We start from the raw sequence: 12,063 nt of genomic DNA, 5'->3' as shown, positions 1-12,063 counted from the left end.
GGCGCAAGCCTGAGGATCGCCTGGTGACTGTTGTAAGGATCGGCCGAGCGCCTCGGTGCTCTGCAGCAGCTACAAGTCACACTCGGACGAGGCGCGTTACGGCCGGGAGGCCTGACCTAATAAATGATTGTGTTGAATACGTTTCGCTGATTAGCTGCTGTGCATTGACCAGGGACAAGACCGATAAATGTTGTCCCGGGAGGACCGCGATGCCGGTGCTTGAGGTTCGCCACGTCTCCAAGAATTTCGGGGCTATCCAGGCCCTGACTGACGTCAGCTTCCAGGTGGAGCGAGGCGAAGTCGTTGGTCTGATGGGGGATAACGGGGCCGGCAAGTCGACGATAGTCAAGGCTGTGGCCGGGAATTTTCCTCCGAGCGACGGCGAAATTGTAGTCGAGGGCGAGGTGTGCCACTTCCACCAGCCCGTGCAGGCCCGCGCCAAGGGGATCGAAGTTGTTTATCAGGACCTGGCGCTCGCCGATAATCTGACGGCCGCGCAGAACGTCTTTCTGGGGCGCGAGATCAAGAAAGGCTTCTGGCCGATCAGGATTCTTGACAAGCAGGCGATGATCGATCGCTCGGCAGCGCTGTTCAAGGAACTCAAATCGGAAACCCGGCCGCGCGACCTCGTCAGGAAGATGTCGGGTGGGCAGCGCCAGGCGGTCGCCATCGCGCGGACCCGGCTTTCAAATGCTAAGCTGGTGCTGATGGACGAACCAACGGCCGCCATCTCCGTGCGCCAGGTGGCGGAAGTACTCGAACTGATCCGACGCCTCAAAGCACAAGGAGTCGGCGTCATGCTGATCAGTCACCGAATGCCTGACGTGTTCGCCGTGGCAGATCGCATTATCGTCCTCAGGCGGGGCTCGAAAGTTGCCGACAAGCCAGCTGACAAAACATCGCCCGAGGAAATCACTGGACTGATAACGGGGGCCATCCGTGGCGAATAGTGTTCAGGAGTCAGTTGGCGTTCAGGGCTCAGTCGAAGAACATGGCCGGCCGGCCATGTCGGATTTCGTCCCGACCAAGGAAAAAACAGTTCTCCAACGTGTGATTTCAAGTCAGCCCTTCTGGGTGACGATCGCGCTCATCGCGCTCGTCATGTTGATGACTGCGATGGAGCCGAGCTTCGGCACCTCTGAAAACGTCGCCAATGTGACGCGCAATTTCGCACCTTTCGGCATCATGGCCCTCGGCATGACGATCGTCATCATCACCGGCGGTATCGATCTGTCGGTCGGCTCCGTCATGGGTCTCGTGGTCATCGTCGCCGGCCTGTTCCTCACCTGGCATTATCCCTGGTACGTCGCCTTCGCCATGGGCCTTTTCTCCGGTCTGGCCTGTGGCGCGGTCAACGGATTCTTTGTCGCCTATGTCGGGATGCCGTCCTTTGTGGTCACCCTCGGTATGCTGTCCGTCGCGCGCTCGCTGGCGGTCGTATTCTCGGCCAACCAGATGCTCTACCAGTTCGGGCCCGATGCTCCGATCGTGAAGGCAATCGGTCAGTGGAAATGGCCGCGGCATGGTCCGAACGACTGGGCACCGCATTGGATACCAGAACTGTCGTCACAATTCTGGACCATGGTGATCTTGGCCCTGATTGTCGGCTTCGTATTCAACTTCACAGCCTGGGCCCGGCATCTCTTCGCCATCGGCGGCAATGAGGAGGCGGCACGGCTCACCGGCGTTCCGGTCAACTGGATTAAATTCCAGGCCTATGTCTTCTCGGCTTTCACCGCCGCGCTCGCCTCGCTCCTGCTCCTCGGCTATAACGGCTCGGCCATCAATGCCATGGGCCAAGGCTACGAGCTGCGCGTTATCGCCGCGACAGTCATTGGCGGCGCCAGCCTCATGGGCGGCGCCGGCACGGCCTTCGGTGCGATCATCGGTTCGGCCTTCCTCGAGGTGATCAGGAATGCGCTGCTGATGGCCGGCATCGATTCAAACTGGCAGGGTGCCTTCGTCGGCGCCTTCATCGTTCTTGCGGTTCTTTTGGGCATGCAAACCGGCGGCAAATCGATTCTCGCCGCGTCGCTGGCAGTCTTGATGCCCAAAAAACGCCGCTAGAAACCCGCCGGCGGGAGGCTTGCGGGATCACACCCAGGAGGAGAACGTCACATGAAAAAACATCTGCTGACGGCCGCCGTGGCGCTTGGCGCAATGGTGCTCGCCGTTTCCGGCGCCCAGGCGAAATACACCTTCGCCCTGGTGCCGAAGAACATGAACAATCCTTTCTTCGACCAGGCACGCGACGGCTGCAAGAAGGCCGAAGCCGAATCCAATGGCGCCGTGGAGTGCATGTATATTGGCCCCGGCGAGCATGGCGGCGGCGACGAGCAGGTACAGATCGTACAGGATCTCGTGGCCAAGAAGGTGGACGGCATCGCCGTGTCGCCATCGAACGCCGCGGCGATGGCGGTTGCGCTGCAGGCCGCCAAGGAAGCCGGCATCCCGGTCCTCACCTGGGATTCCGACCTCCTGCCCGAAAACAAGGATCTGCGCGTCGCCTATATCGGCACGCACAATTATGAGATCGGCGAGAACCTCGCCAAGCTTGTCATGCAGATCAAGCCCAAAGGCGGCACGATCTGCATCCAGTCCGGCGGCGCCGCGGCGGCCAACCACAACGAGCGCATGCAGGGCATTCGCGATACACTTTCGGGCACCAAATCGGCGGCCTCGCCCGGGGATCGGCTGACGGGCCAGAACGGCTGGACCGAAATCGAAGGCTGTCCGCTCTACACCAACGATGATTTCCCGCTTTCGGTGCAACAGTTCGAGGATATCATGGCGAAAAACCCGAACCTCGACGCATTCGTCCCAACCGGTGGCTTCCCGCAGTTCATTCCCGACGCCAACCGCGCCGCGGTCGCACCGTACAAGGACAAGATCGCCTCGAAAGCCCTGGCCCTTGTCGTTGCCGACACGCTTCCGGTACAGATCGACCAGATGAAGGAAGGTTTCTCCCTTGGCCAGGTCGGCCAGCGGCCGTTCGAGATGGGCTACAAGACGATGATGGCGCTGAAGGACATGAAGGAGGGCAAGGCTCCGCCGGCCGACCCCACCTACACGGGCCTCGATGTCTGCACTCCGGAGACAGCCGACACCTGCGTCGCCAAATAGTGCTTTTGGGCGGGAGGAAACTCCCGCCCTTTTCATAGGGGATCTCAATGCCGGAATTGTTCTCGCTCAAGGGCCGTGTCGCATTGGTCACGGGTGCCTCGCGTGGTCTTGGTTTTGCCATGGCCAAGGCACTTGCGGAAAACGGCGCGACGGTGATCGTCAATGCGCGCGACATGGCCGCCCTTTCCGCGGCCGCCGAAAGGATCGGTGCAGAAGCCCTGCCGTTCGATGTCACCGACGCGGCGATCTCAAGGGCGTCGCTCGAAGGAATCGTCGAACGCCACGGCCGCCTCGATATTCTGGTCAACAACGCCGGCATCCAGCATCGGAAACCGCTGGTCGAATGGCAGGACGAGGATTTCAACCATGTGGTTGCCGTCAATCTGTCGGCTTGCTTCCGCATGATGCGCGACGCCGTGCGCCTGATGCTGCCAAACAAGTTCGGGCGCATAATAAACACCGGATCGGTCGCAGCGATCCTTGGCCGTCCCACCATTCACGCCTATGTGGCGGCAAAGGCGGGCCTGCACGGGCTGACACGCTCCACTGCCGCTGAGCTGGGCCGTCACGGCATCACCGTCAACGCGATCGCCCCCGGCTATTTCGCCACCGAGCTCAACACCGCACTTATGCGCGACGAGGCCTTCACCAAATGGGTCGAGGCACGAACCCCCGCGGGCCGCTGGGCCCAGCCTGAGGAGCTCGGCGGAGCCGTGGTGTTTCTCGCCTCCGACGCTGCCGCTTACGTCAACGGGCACGTGCTGGCGGTTGACGGCGGGCTATCGGTTTCCCTGTGATTTCAACCGGCGACACCGTGCCGGCAGGGCGTGCCTGCTAGCCGCCTGAAATAACGACTTGCTGCATGCGCTGCTGGCCCGGTCCCCTGCGCGGACGCCGACGCCACACGATTGGATGCCGCGCCGTGTTGCAGCCGCCGACTTTCGATTCGCAACGGGTTATTTCGACGTCCGGCGGCATCGATGCTTGATGCCGCCAATATTTCATTCCACACACCGGTTACGATGAAGGACGACATACGGGATCAGCGCCGGGTATTCGGGTGGGCCTTGCCTGCCTCCGCGGTCGTGCATTTGCTCGCCGCCGCGCTTCTTTTGTCCGCACTGCCGCTGTCGCCCCCGCAGCCGAAGAAGGAGCAGGCCATCGCAGTGGATATCGTGCCGCCGCCTAAACCGCCGGAAAAAACCAAACCTCCGTCCCCCGCTGAACCGCCCAAGCCGGAAAAGCAGCCGGAAGCCAAGGTCGAGACCCCGGCGAGCCGTGAGGTCGCCGCGCAGAGACCTGTCTTCCAATTCGGTGAGAAGGACGCCGGTCCTCGCAAGTCTCTGGACGGCAACAGTGCGGAGGATGGTTCGGAACAACCGCCAGCGCCGCAAGTTCCCAGTAACCAGGATCTTGCACAGCCACCTGCCGTGACAGCGGTCGAGGGGAAAGACCAGGCTCCGTCGCCTGGCGCATCACCGCCGCCGAAGCCCAAGCCAGCGGATGTCGCCAAAGTGCAAAGGCCCTTGAAGCTTCAGGAAGCGAAGAGATTGTTCTCGAAATCAGCAACCGGTGATCCGGTAGCGACATCCGCGATGAAAAATGTGCCGCGCGCCGTGCGGATCGGTCAGCTCTGCAACACGGAACTCGCACAGCAATTGGTGCACGCGTCGCCCCCCTATTTCCCAAACAGCCTGCTTGAGTATCGGCTGAAGGCCGGCACGGTCATGAAAGTCGCCAGTGCGCCGTTCCCTGCAAACGGGCAGTGGTACGATCTGAGCTTTCGCTGCGAGGTCGATCCGGACGCGACGAGAGTCGTGTCGTTTGCCTTTCGTGTTGGAAATCCGGTGCCGCGCAGCGAATGGAAGCGCCGCGGGTTGCCCGCCGAATAGGTGGTCGAGGCCACGGAGGCTGGCTGGCCGGCGCCATCAAATCCGGCCGGCGATGTCTTCGCGCGCTCCGGGCTGCCGAACCAACACGCGCCAAAAGTGGCTTTCGTCAGCGGCTGCCGAAGTCTAGCATACGGCTTTGGGAGGAGGCTTCGATGACTTCAAGTTTCAACGTTCACCATGCTGCCGGCTATGAGCAGCTTATGGGCCGCTGGAGCCAAAAGCTCGCGCCGCTGTTCATCGGCTTCGCGGGCCTCAAGGACGGCGAAAAGATCCTCGACGTCGGATGCGGCACCGGCAGTCTGACCTTCGCGCTCGTCAAGGCCGCTGACCTCGGTGAGGTCGCGGCGATCGACTTTTCGGCCGTTTTCGTCGAGGAGGCAATCCGGCGCAACACCGATCCGCGGATAAAAATCCGTCAGGCGGATGCCTGCGCCCTGCCCTTTGAGGATGGCGCGTTCGACCGTGCCCTGGCCCTGCTCGTGCTCCATTTCGTGCCGGAAGCCGCCAAGGCAGTCGCCGAGATGCGCCGCGTCGTGCGGCCGGGCGGCGTCGTCGCGGCGACGGTATGGGACCATCTCGGCGGCATGCCGGGGATGCGCATGATGATCGACACGGTGGCGGTGCTCAGTGAAGGCGGACGCCAGCTGCGTGCCCGCTATTGCACGCAGCCGATGATGCAGCCGGGTGAAATGAAACGGACCTTTGTCGAACAGGGTCTCCGCGACGTTACGGAAACCCAGTTGATGATCCGCATGGACTACCAAAATTTCGATGATTACTGGGCGCCGATTGCCGCCGGCGAAGGGCCGCTCGGCAAGTATGTGGCCGCGCTCGACCCGGAAGAGCGGGCGCGCACCGACGCCGCCATGCGCGACGCCTATGAGGCCGGCCGGCCCGACGGCCCGAGGTCCTTTGCCAATGTCGCCTGGGCCTGCCGCGGCGTCGTTGCCTGACCTTGGCGCTAATGCATGCCGCGCAAAAAGCGCGTCGCATGAGGCCGATCGAACGCGAAGCGCTTTAGCCGATCCCATAGACCAGCCCGACGCGGCCGTCCGAAAGCTGTTCGACCTTGCGCAGTTCGAGCCCACGACGATTTCTCGCCGTCGCAAACAGCGGCTTTCCTTCACCGGCGAGCAGCGGATAGACGATGAGCCTGAGCTCATCGACCAGCCCGGCATCGATAAGGCTCGCGGTAATTCGGGCGCCGCCCATAAGGTAGATGTCCTTGCCGGGCTGCTGTTTCAGTGCAGCGATATCCTCGAAATTCCGCACGAAGCGCGTCTTTGGCCAGGCCGCCGAAGTCATTGTGTTCGACAGCACATAATGCGGGGTCTGCGCGGCGAAGCGGGCCCATTCGAGCTCGGCCGGCTTCGGCAATTTGCCGGTCATCGGCAGCGGCTTGTCGGGCTCGTTCTGGATGGCGCTCCAGTAGCGCTCGTAGCCGGCATACATGACGCTGCCAAGCAGGCAAGCGTCGATTTGCGGCGTCAGGCCGTATTCGTCCGACCACGCGTCGACCCAATCGGCGTAACCCTCGGGTCCCTCCATCTTGCCGTCGACGGAAATCTTCATTCCAGCGATCAATTTGCGCATGACTTCCTCCATCAGGCTTGCGGGATGCAAGCACGTTTCATCGGTTCATCGTTGCTTCGTGTTGCTGGCGGCGACCTCAGGGATGGCCGCCGCGAGTTACATCAGGCCGGCAGGCGGCTGTCGTATTCTTCCCGCAGGCGGTTCCAGCCGTCCCAGAACGAGGTCGGTGTCTTGCCCGCCAGGCGGGCGGCCAGCAGGTCGAGGTGTATGTGCCAGCCGGCGGTGATGTTGAGCTGGATTGCACGTTCCGGCAGGCGGCGATGAACGACGGTGAGCAGCACATCGCTACCCTTCGCCTCCAGCAAGAAGGAGACGCCGCCGGTGTTTCCCCAGGTGATGGAAAGCTTGCGCGGCGGATCGAGTTCGGTGATCCGGCCCTCCATCCGATGCTCTTCGGGAAAGCCCGCGGGGCGCTGGCCAGGCGGGTCCGTCAGCTCGTCGTTACGCCAGACCAATTCGAACGAGTTGCCGGCCTTCATTTCCATCTGGCCCGCGGCCATCCATTGCCGGCGCAAGTCACTCTCGGTGAGATAGGCCCAGACGCGCTCGATGGGGCCGGGCAAGAGGCGCTGGATGGTGAACGTGGCGGGCTCGCTCAGCTCGCCATAGGCGTCGATGGTTCTCATCTGGTTCATTGCTCGTCTCCTTCTTTCGGGTTGGGCGATTTCCTGGACTCATCCTGGGCTTTGCGTGCGTCCTCTTCGCGAAGAAGGCGTTCGAGAACATCGAGACGACCGGTCCAGAAGCGCTCGTAGAAGCTGAGCCACTGATGGGCGCTGGCCAGCGGTCCAGGGGCTAGTCGGCACAGATGCGTGCGACCCCTCACCTCTCGACGAATAAGCCCTGCGTTCTCCAGCGCCTTGATGTGCTTGGAGGCCGCCGCGAGCGACATCGCGAAGGGTTCCGCCAGCTGGCTTACCGTTTTCTCGCCATCGGCGAGATCGCGAAGCATGTGCCGCCGGGTGGCGTCGCCAAGGGCGTGAAAAACCGCGTCCATCTGGGGTGTCTCTAATTCAACCATGTAGTTGAATATAGACGCACGCTTTGAGATAGTCAACCGTTTGGTTGAATAATTTTTGTGAAGCGCCGCGGGGCCGTTTGCGCCATCAAGCGTGTCGACGTGACGGGAGATACGGACGCGCCCCGCGACAGTAAGGGCGAGGCCCTTATTTGCCGTTGAAGAAACTGTGGATCGCGGCTTCCAGCTTTTCGATAAGCTGAGGGTTGTGGCAGCTGCCAGCCCAGATCAGGGCGTTTAGCCTCATCTCTTTGTTGATAAAGCTCACTTTCCCAGAATCCAGCAGGTATTCCGCGATCTCGTAGTGCCGCCCCTTGATAGCCTCGATGAGCGCGTTGTTTCTCCCCGTCTTGTCGGTCAGATTTACTTCCGCGCCATTCTCCACGAGCAACTTGACGACTTCGAGATGCCCGTTCTTCGCCGCCTCGATAAGAGCCGTTCGGCCGTAGTAGTCAGCTCGCGCGTTGATCTCTATTTGGGGGTGTCTCACGAGGACTGAGATACACGCGTAATGTCCCTTGGCCGACGCAAGGCTCAAGGGCGTGCTCTTCCACTTGTTTCTGGAATTCACGTCGATTTCCGGGTCTTCGATCAGGGCCTCCACCACAGCTGTGCGGTCATTGAGGGCTGAAAGGTGAAGTGCAGACCAGCCGCCGTCGTCCGACTGATTGATGTCGGCGCCAGCCGCCAATTCCGATCGAACCGCCTCCGCATCGCCTTGTTCTGCCGCGACCAGCAGGGGCGACCAGTCTCTTGCCCCTTCGGCTTCCAAGCTGTTGGTCAACGCAGTCGCCTCCTCGGATAGTCCACAGAATACCACAGAATCCGCGATAGTGGGGTCGTCCTGTATAGAGTTCCCTGGAGCCCGTGGGTCACAGAGAGCTGTCGGCCCGAAGCGGAGGATCAGCGCTTCACGTCCGTCTCCTCACATTCTCCTGATATCGACTGGCTTTGGCGGCCATTCAGACTAGATAGAGCCTGCGCCGGGCGGAGCGATGCAGAAGGACCTGAACATGCCTGAACAGATTACCCTGAATAGACCTGAACAAATCAGATTGAACGACGCCTCCGCCATTCCGCAAATCGGCCTCGGCGTGTGGCAGGTCGATCCAGCCATCACCGCCAAGGTGGTGCGCTGGGGGATCGAGGCCGGCTACAGGCTGATCGACACCGCCGAAGGCTATCAGAACGAGGAAGGTGTCGGGCAGGCGATCCGCTCGGCCGGCGTGCCGAGAAGCGAGTTGTTCATCACCTCGAAACTGCGCAACGGCGCACATCAGCGCGACGCCGCCTTGCGCGCCTTCGACGAGACGATGAGCAAGCTCGGCATCGAACAGATCGACCTGTTCCTGATCCACTGGCCGGTGCCCAGCCAGGACAGATATGTCGAGGCCTGGAAGACGCTGATCGAACTCAGGCAATCAGGCCGGATCAAGTCGATCGGCGTTTCGAACTTCAACCAGGACCACCTCGAACGGATCATCGGCGAGACCGGCGTCACGCCGACCGTCAACCAGATCGAGCTCCACCCCCGCTTCCAGCAGCGTGACAAACGTGAATTCCACGACAGGCACAACATCCGCATTGAGAGCTGGAGCCCGCTGGGCAGCGGCCGGCTGTTGAGCGATCCGACGCTTGAAAGCATCGCCAGGAAACACGGCAAGTCGGTGGCGCAGACGATCGTCAGGTGGCACCTTCAGGAAGGGCTGATCGTCATTCCAAAGTCGATCCACCAGGACCGCATCGCCGCCAATTTCGATGTCTTCGATTTCGAGTTGGAAGCGAAGGACCTCGAGCTTATCCGGGGCATGGATTCGTCCGACGGCCGCACCGGCCCGAACCCCGCCACGGCCGCATTCCTGTTCTAACGAGGCGGGCCAACCGGGACGTTTGCATTCCTTCACACCCCCCTCTGCCCTGCCGGACATCTCCTCAAGGGGGAGATTGGCAGCTTCAACGGCAGCGCCATTCTTGCAACGTTGGAGACTAGCGAAAGCCGAGATGAGGGCCAATCCCCCCCTTGTGGGGGAGATGTCCGGCAGGACAGAGGGGGGCGCTGTCCGGGGCGCTGTCCCGCCAGCGATCAAAACTACCCTTCCCGCTAGCTCATATCCCGGAGCCATCCACCAGCGGCACATCTTCGCCCTCCCAGGGGCTCGGCATCGATCCCTTGCTGAGATTGGCCGACGGCAGCGGCATCCAGCACTTCAGCTCGGGTTCGGCATATTCGACGATGCGTCCTGGAGACGAGTCGGAGGCGCGCCAGCCTTCGCTGCCGAACTGATCGGCGCGGGCCCAGTAAGCCATGTCGACCTCGGCCGGACCCTGTTCGGACGGCCGAACCGTGACAAGGATTCTGCTGCCGTCCCTCGGCGCGCTCGACATGTGGCGCCACTGACCGGGCTCGTCCATTGCATTTCCTCCTGCGATCTTCGCCTCGAACGGATAGTCGCTTCGCGTTCGGAAGCGGTCAACCCGAACTTTTTTGCCTGAGCCAAAACCCCTGTCCGGTCGTCGCGGAACAAGTCATGGCACGCCGGGTTTGGGCAAGTTGTGGAAGGAAGCAAAATGAGACCAGCGCCGCGACCGATCCTTACCATTATTGCATGGCAGGCCGCGTCTTTCGTTCGCAACCCGGTCCGGTCGCAATGAGGCAGGCCGGTTCCGATCATTCCATCCCACCGAAGGAGGGCAAAGGCGGCATAGGACGAGCGCTCGGCCTCGGCCTGATAACAGGGGCGGCCGACGACGATTGTTCCGCGATAGGCACCTATGCCAGTGCCGGCGCCCGTTTCGGACCCGACCTGCTCTGGACGGCTCCGGTAACGTTGCCGATGATGTACGCGGTCGTCTACCTGTCGTCGAAGCTCGGCCAGGTGTCGGGGCGCGGATTGTTCCACGTCATCAAGGACTTCTACCCGCGGTGGCTGCTCTGGTCGGTGCTGTTGGGTGTGCTCGTCGGCAACACCATCGAGGCAGCGGCCGATCTCGGCGGAATGGCCGCGGCGATCAATATGTTCGTGCCGCTTCCCATTCCGCTGATCGTGCTGTTCGTCGCCGTCCTCATCTTCGCCCTCCAGGTCTTCGGCTCCTATACTTTGATCCGCAACATCTTTCGCTGGCTGGCGCTGGCGCTGCTCGCCTATGTCGGTGCCGCCATTCTGGCCAAGCCGGACGCCGCGGCGGTGCTGCGCGGGACGCTGCTTCCCAGGATCGAATTCAATCGCGAGTTCCTGTCGATCCTGGTCGCTATCATCGGCACGACGCTGTCCGCCTATCTCTACACGTGGCAGTCCAATGAGGAGGTCGAGGAGGAGATTGCCCAGGGGCGAACGACGCTCAGGCAAAGGAAGGGCGCCACCGCCGGCGAACTCCGTCGCTCTCGCCGGGACATCCTCATCGGCATGATGTTTTCAAATCTCATCATGTATTTCATCATCCTGTCGACGGGTGCTACGCTCTACAAGGCGGGCCACCACGATATCGACACGGCCGCGCAAGCCGCGGAGGCGCTGCGGCCGCTCGCCGGCCAGGCCGCAAGCGTCCTGTTCGCCGCAGGCGTGATCGGCGTCGGTTTCCTAGCGGTTCCTATCATGACCACCGGCGCTGCCTATGATGTGGCACAAGCCATCGGCTGGAAAAACAGCCTGCACGCCCGGGCTCGAGAGGCGCCCAAATTTTATCTCGCCATCGGATTTTTTACGGCGATCGCCGCCGGCCTCAACTTCCTCGGCTTCAATCCGATGAAGGCGCTGGTCTGGTCCGGCATCGTTCAGGGCTTCTCGACGCCGCCCTTGCTGCTGCTCATCATGCTGATGACGAACAGCCGCAGGATCATGGGGGAGCAGGTGAACAGCCGCAGCACCAACATACTCGGTTGGGCAACGACCGCCGCTATCTTCTCGGCGACGATCGGCCTGGTGGCCACCTGGTTCATGTAAATCCGGCAGGACAAGGGACGCCGCCAGTTGGACTACCCGTTCCCGCTTGCGGATTGCCCCAGCTTTGCCGGCCTTGGAAACTCCACAACATCTCCCACCGGCCGCTTGTATTGCGCTGCGACAATTGCATCGATCAGGAGATCCAGAGCCGCACGAGCCGTGCGGCTCGTCTCGTCCTCGCCGCTCAAATAGTGGCAGGCTCGTTCAAGGTGCAGGTGTGCGGCGGCAAAGTCGCTTGTCATAGGCATCTCCCTGTTGCCCGCCCGCCGGCAAGATGACCGCCTCGATTTAGCTAAAAGCAAATATCCACAGCCGGATTTGAATCAAATTGGCCTGACTCACCGTAGCCCGAGGGACAAGGTGCTGGCAGGCCTTTGCATCGCTGGTCGATGCACTGCGCCGGCGCGGTACGCCGCGTTGAATGAACCAATAACGGGCGGTGTTCCGCAAACTCAGTTCGCTCACCGCGCTGCTTTTGAAATTTTCTCGCTCTTTT

General features: G+C 61.7%; 13 protein-coding genes. 8 read left to right on the top strand and 5 right to left on the bottom strand.

All coding sequences use genetic code 11. The features are described 5' to 3' along the window. Positions 1-209 precede the first annotated feature (209 nt). The 6 genes from NKJ73_RS09495 (at position 210) to NKJ73_RS09470 (ending at position 5,968) form a co-directional block, all read left to right on the top strand. Positions 210-950 carry an ATP-binding cassette domain-containing protein gene (locus NKJ73_RS09495; RefSeq protein WP_023677318.1) on the top strand — a complete coding sequence of 247 codons (741 nt, stop codon included), beginning with the start codon at positions 210-212 and terminating at the stop codon, positions 948-950. 55 nt (positions 951-1,005) lie between these two features. Then, positions 1,006-2,067 (top strand): ABC transporter permease, encoded by a 1,062-nt coding sequence (locus NKJ73_RS09490; protein ID WP_023677317.1) that lies wholly within the window; start codon positions 1,006-1,008, stop codon positions 2,065-2,067. 51 nt (positions 2,068-2,118) lie between these two features. Beyond that, positions 2,119-3,123 (top strand): sugar-binding protein, encoded by a 1,005-nt coding sequence (locus tag NKJ73_RS09485; protein ID WP_352489989.1) that lies wholly within the window; start codon positions 2,119-2,121, stop codon positions 3,121-3,123. 47 nt (positions 3,124-3,170) lie between these two features. Beyond that, the gene (locus NKJ73_RS09480; protein ID WP_352451446.1) at positions 3,171-3,920 is read left to right on the top strand and encodes a glucose 1-dehydrogenase; all 750 of its coding nucleotides are present in this window, start codon (positions 3,171-3,173) and stop codon (positions 3,918-3,920) included. A 183-nt stretch (positions 3,921-4,103) separates the two neighbouring features. Continuing rightward, positions 4,104-5,015: a DUF930 domain-containing protein gene (locus NKJ73_RS09475; protein ID WP_352569147.1), complete on the top strand. Its 912-nt coding sequence runs from the start codon at positions 4,104-4,106 to the stop codon at positions 5,013-5,015. Between the two features lie 152 nt (positions 5,016-5,167). Continuing rightward, positions 5,168-5,968, top strand: coding sequence for a class I SAM-dependent methyltransferase (locus NKJ73_RS09470; RefSeq protein WP_352569146.1), 801 nt, complete (start codon positions 5,168-5,170; stop codon positions 5,966-5,968). 64 nt (positions 5,969-6,032) lie between these two features. Here NKJ73_RS09470 and NKJ73_RS09465 read toward each other — a convergent pair whose 3' ends face one another. The 4 genes from NKJ73_RS09465 to NKJ73_RS09450 form a co-directional block, all read right to left on the bottom strand. Beyond that, positions 6,033-6,608, bottom strand: coding sequence for a dihydrofolate reductase family protein (locus NKJ73_RS09465; RefSeq protein WP_352569145.1), 576 nt, complete (start codon positions 6,606-6,608; stop codon positions 6,033-6,035). Positions 6,609-6,709: 101 nt separating this feature from the next. Next, on the bottom strand, positions 6,710-7,243 hold the full coding sequence (locus NKJ73_RS09460; RefSeq protein ID WP_352569144.1) for an SRPBCC family protein: 534 nt from the start codon (positions 7,241-7,243) through the stop codon (positions 6,710-6,712). Further along, a complete protein-coding gene (locus NKJ73_RS09455; RefSeq protein ID WP_352569142.1) occupies positions 7,240-7,629 on the bottom strand; it encodes an ArsR/SmtB family transcription factor in 390 nt (129 codons plus the stop codon). Before NKJ73_RS09455 ends, NKJ73_RS09460 begins: the two co-directional genes overlap by 4 nt. A 145-nt stretch (positions 7,630-7,774) precedes the next feature. Next, entirely contained in the window at positions 7,775-8,410 is a 636-nt protein-coding gene (locus NKJ73_RS09450) for an ankyrin repeat domain-containing protein (protein WP_352569141.1), read from the bottom strand. 229 nt (positions 8,411-8,639) lie between these two features. On the opposite strand from NKJ73_RS09450, the gene NKJ73_RS09445 reads away from it, so the two are divergent. After that, entirely contained in the window at positions 8,640-9,494 is an 855-nt protein-coding gene (locus NKJ73_RS09445) for an aldo/keto reductase (protein WP_352569140.1), read from the top strand. 238 nt (positions 9,495-9,732) lie between these two features. Here NKJ73_RS09445 and NKJ73_RS09440 read toward each other — a convergent pair whose 3' ends face one another. Continuing rightward, positions 9,733-10,038: a hypothetical protein gene (locus NKJ73_RS09440; protein WP_023677305.1), complete on the bottom strand. Its 306-nt coding sequence runs from the start codon at positions 10,036-10,038 to the stop codon at positions 9,733-9,735. A gap of 236 nt (positions 10,039-10,274) precedes the next feature. On the opposite strand from NKJ73_RS09440, the gene NKJ73_RS09435 reads away from it, so the two are divergent. Continuing rightward, the gene (locus NKJ73_RS09435) at positions 10,275-11,567 is read left to right on the top strand and encodes an Nramp family divalent metal transporter (protein ID WP_352569139.1); all 1,293 of its coding nucleotides are present in this window, start codon (positions 10,275-10,277) and stop codon (positions 11,565-11,567) included. Positions 11,568-12,063 lie beyond the last annotated feature (496 nt).

Origin of the sequence: Mesorhizobium sp. M0074 (genome assembly GCF_040322975.1) — a bacterium.
Lineage (GTDB): Bacteria > Pseudomonadota > Alphaproteobacteria > Rhizobiales > Rhizobiaceae > Mesorhizobium.
The sequence above is the reverse complement of the archived record's forward strand: the minus strand, read 5'-3'. Positions and strand labels throughout refer to the sequence as shown.

Coding starts and splice junctions, on each gene's coding strand:
- NKJ73_RS09470 (WP_352569146.1), top strand. CDS start 5,168: ATGACTTCAAGTTTCAACGTTCACCATGCTGCCGGCTATGAGCAGCTT.
- NKJ73_RS09495 (WP_023677318.1), top strand. CDS start 210: ATGCCGGTGCTTGAGGTTCGCCACGTCTCCAAGAATTTCGGGGCTATC.
- NKJ73_RS09460 (WP_352569144.1), bottom strand. CDS start 7,243: ATGAACCAGATGAGAACCATCGACGCCTATGGCGAGCTGAGCGAGCCC.
- NKJ73_RS09435 (WP_352569139.1), top strand. CDS start 10,275: ATGAGGCAGGCCGGTTCCGATCATTCCATCCCACCGAAGGAGGGCAAA.
- NKJ73_RS09480 (WP_352451446.1), top strand. CDS start 3,171: ATGCCGGAATTGTTCTCGCTCAAGGGCCGTGTCGCATTGGTCACGGGT.
- NKJ73_RS09465 (WP_352569145.1), bottom strand. CDS start 6,608: ATGCGCAAATTGATCGCTGGAATGAAGATTTCCGTCGACGGCAAGATG.
- NKJ73_RS09475 (WP_352569147.1), top strand. CDS start 4,104: ATGCTTGATGCCGCCAATATTTCATTCCACACACCGGTTACGATGAAG.
- NKJ73_RS09445 (WP_352569140.1), top strand. CDS start 8,640: ATGCCTGAACAGATTACCCTGAATAGACCTGAACAAATCAGATTGAAC.
- NKJ73_RS09455 (WP_352569142.1), bottom strand. CDS start 7,629: ATGGTTGAATTAGAGACACCCCAGATGGACGCGGTTTTTCACGCCCTT.
- NKJ73_RS09440 (WP_023677305.1), bottom strand. CDS start 10,038: ATGGACGAGCCCGGTCAGTGGCGCCACATGTCGAGCGCGCCGAGGGAC.
- NKJ73_RS09490 (WP_023677317.1), top strand. CDS start 1,006: ATGTCGGATTTCGTCCCGACCAAGGAAAAAACAGTTCTCCAACGTGTG.
- NKJ73_RS09485 (WP_352489989.1), top strand. CDS start 2,119: ATGAAAAAACATCTGCTGACGGCCGCCGTGGCGCTTGGCGCAATGGTG.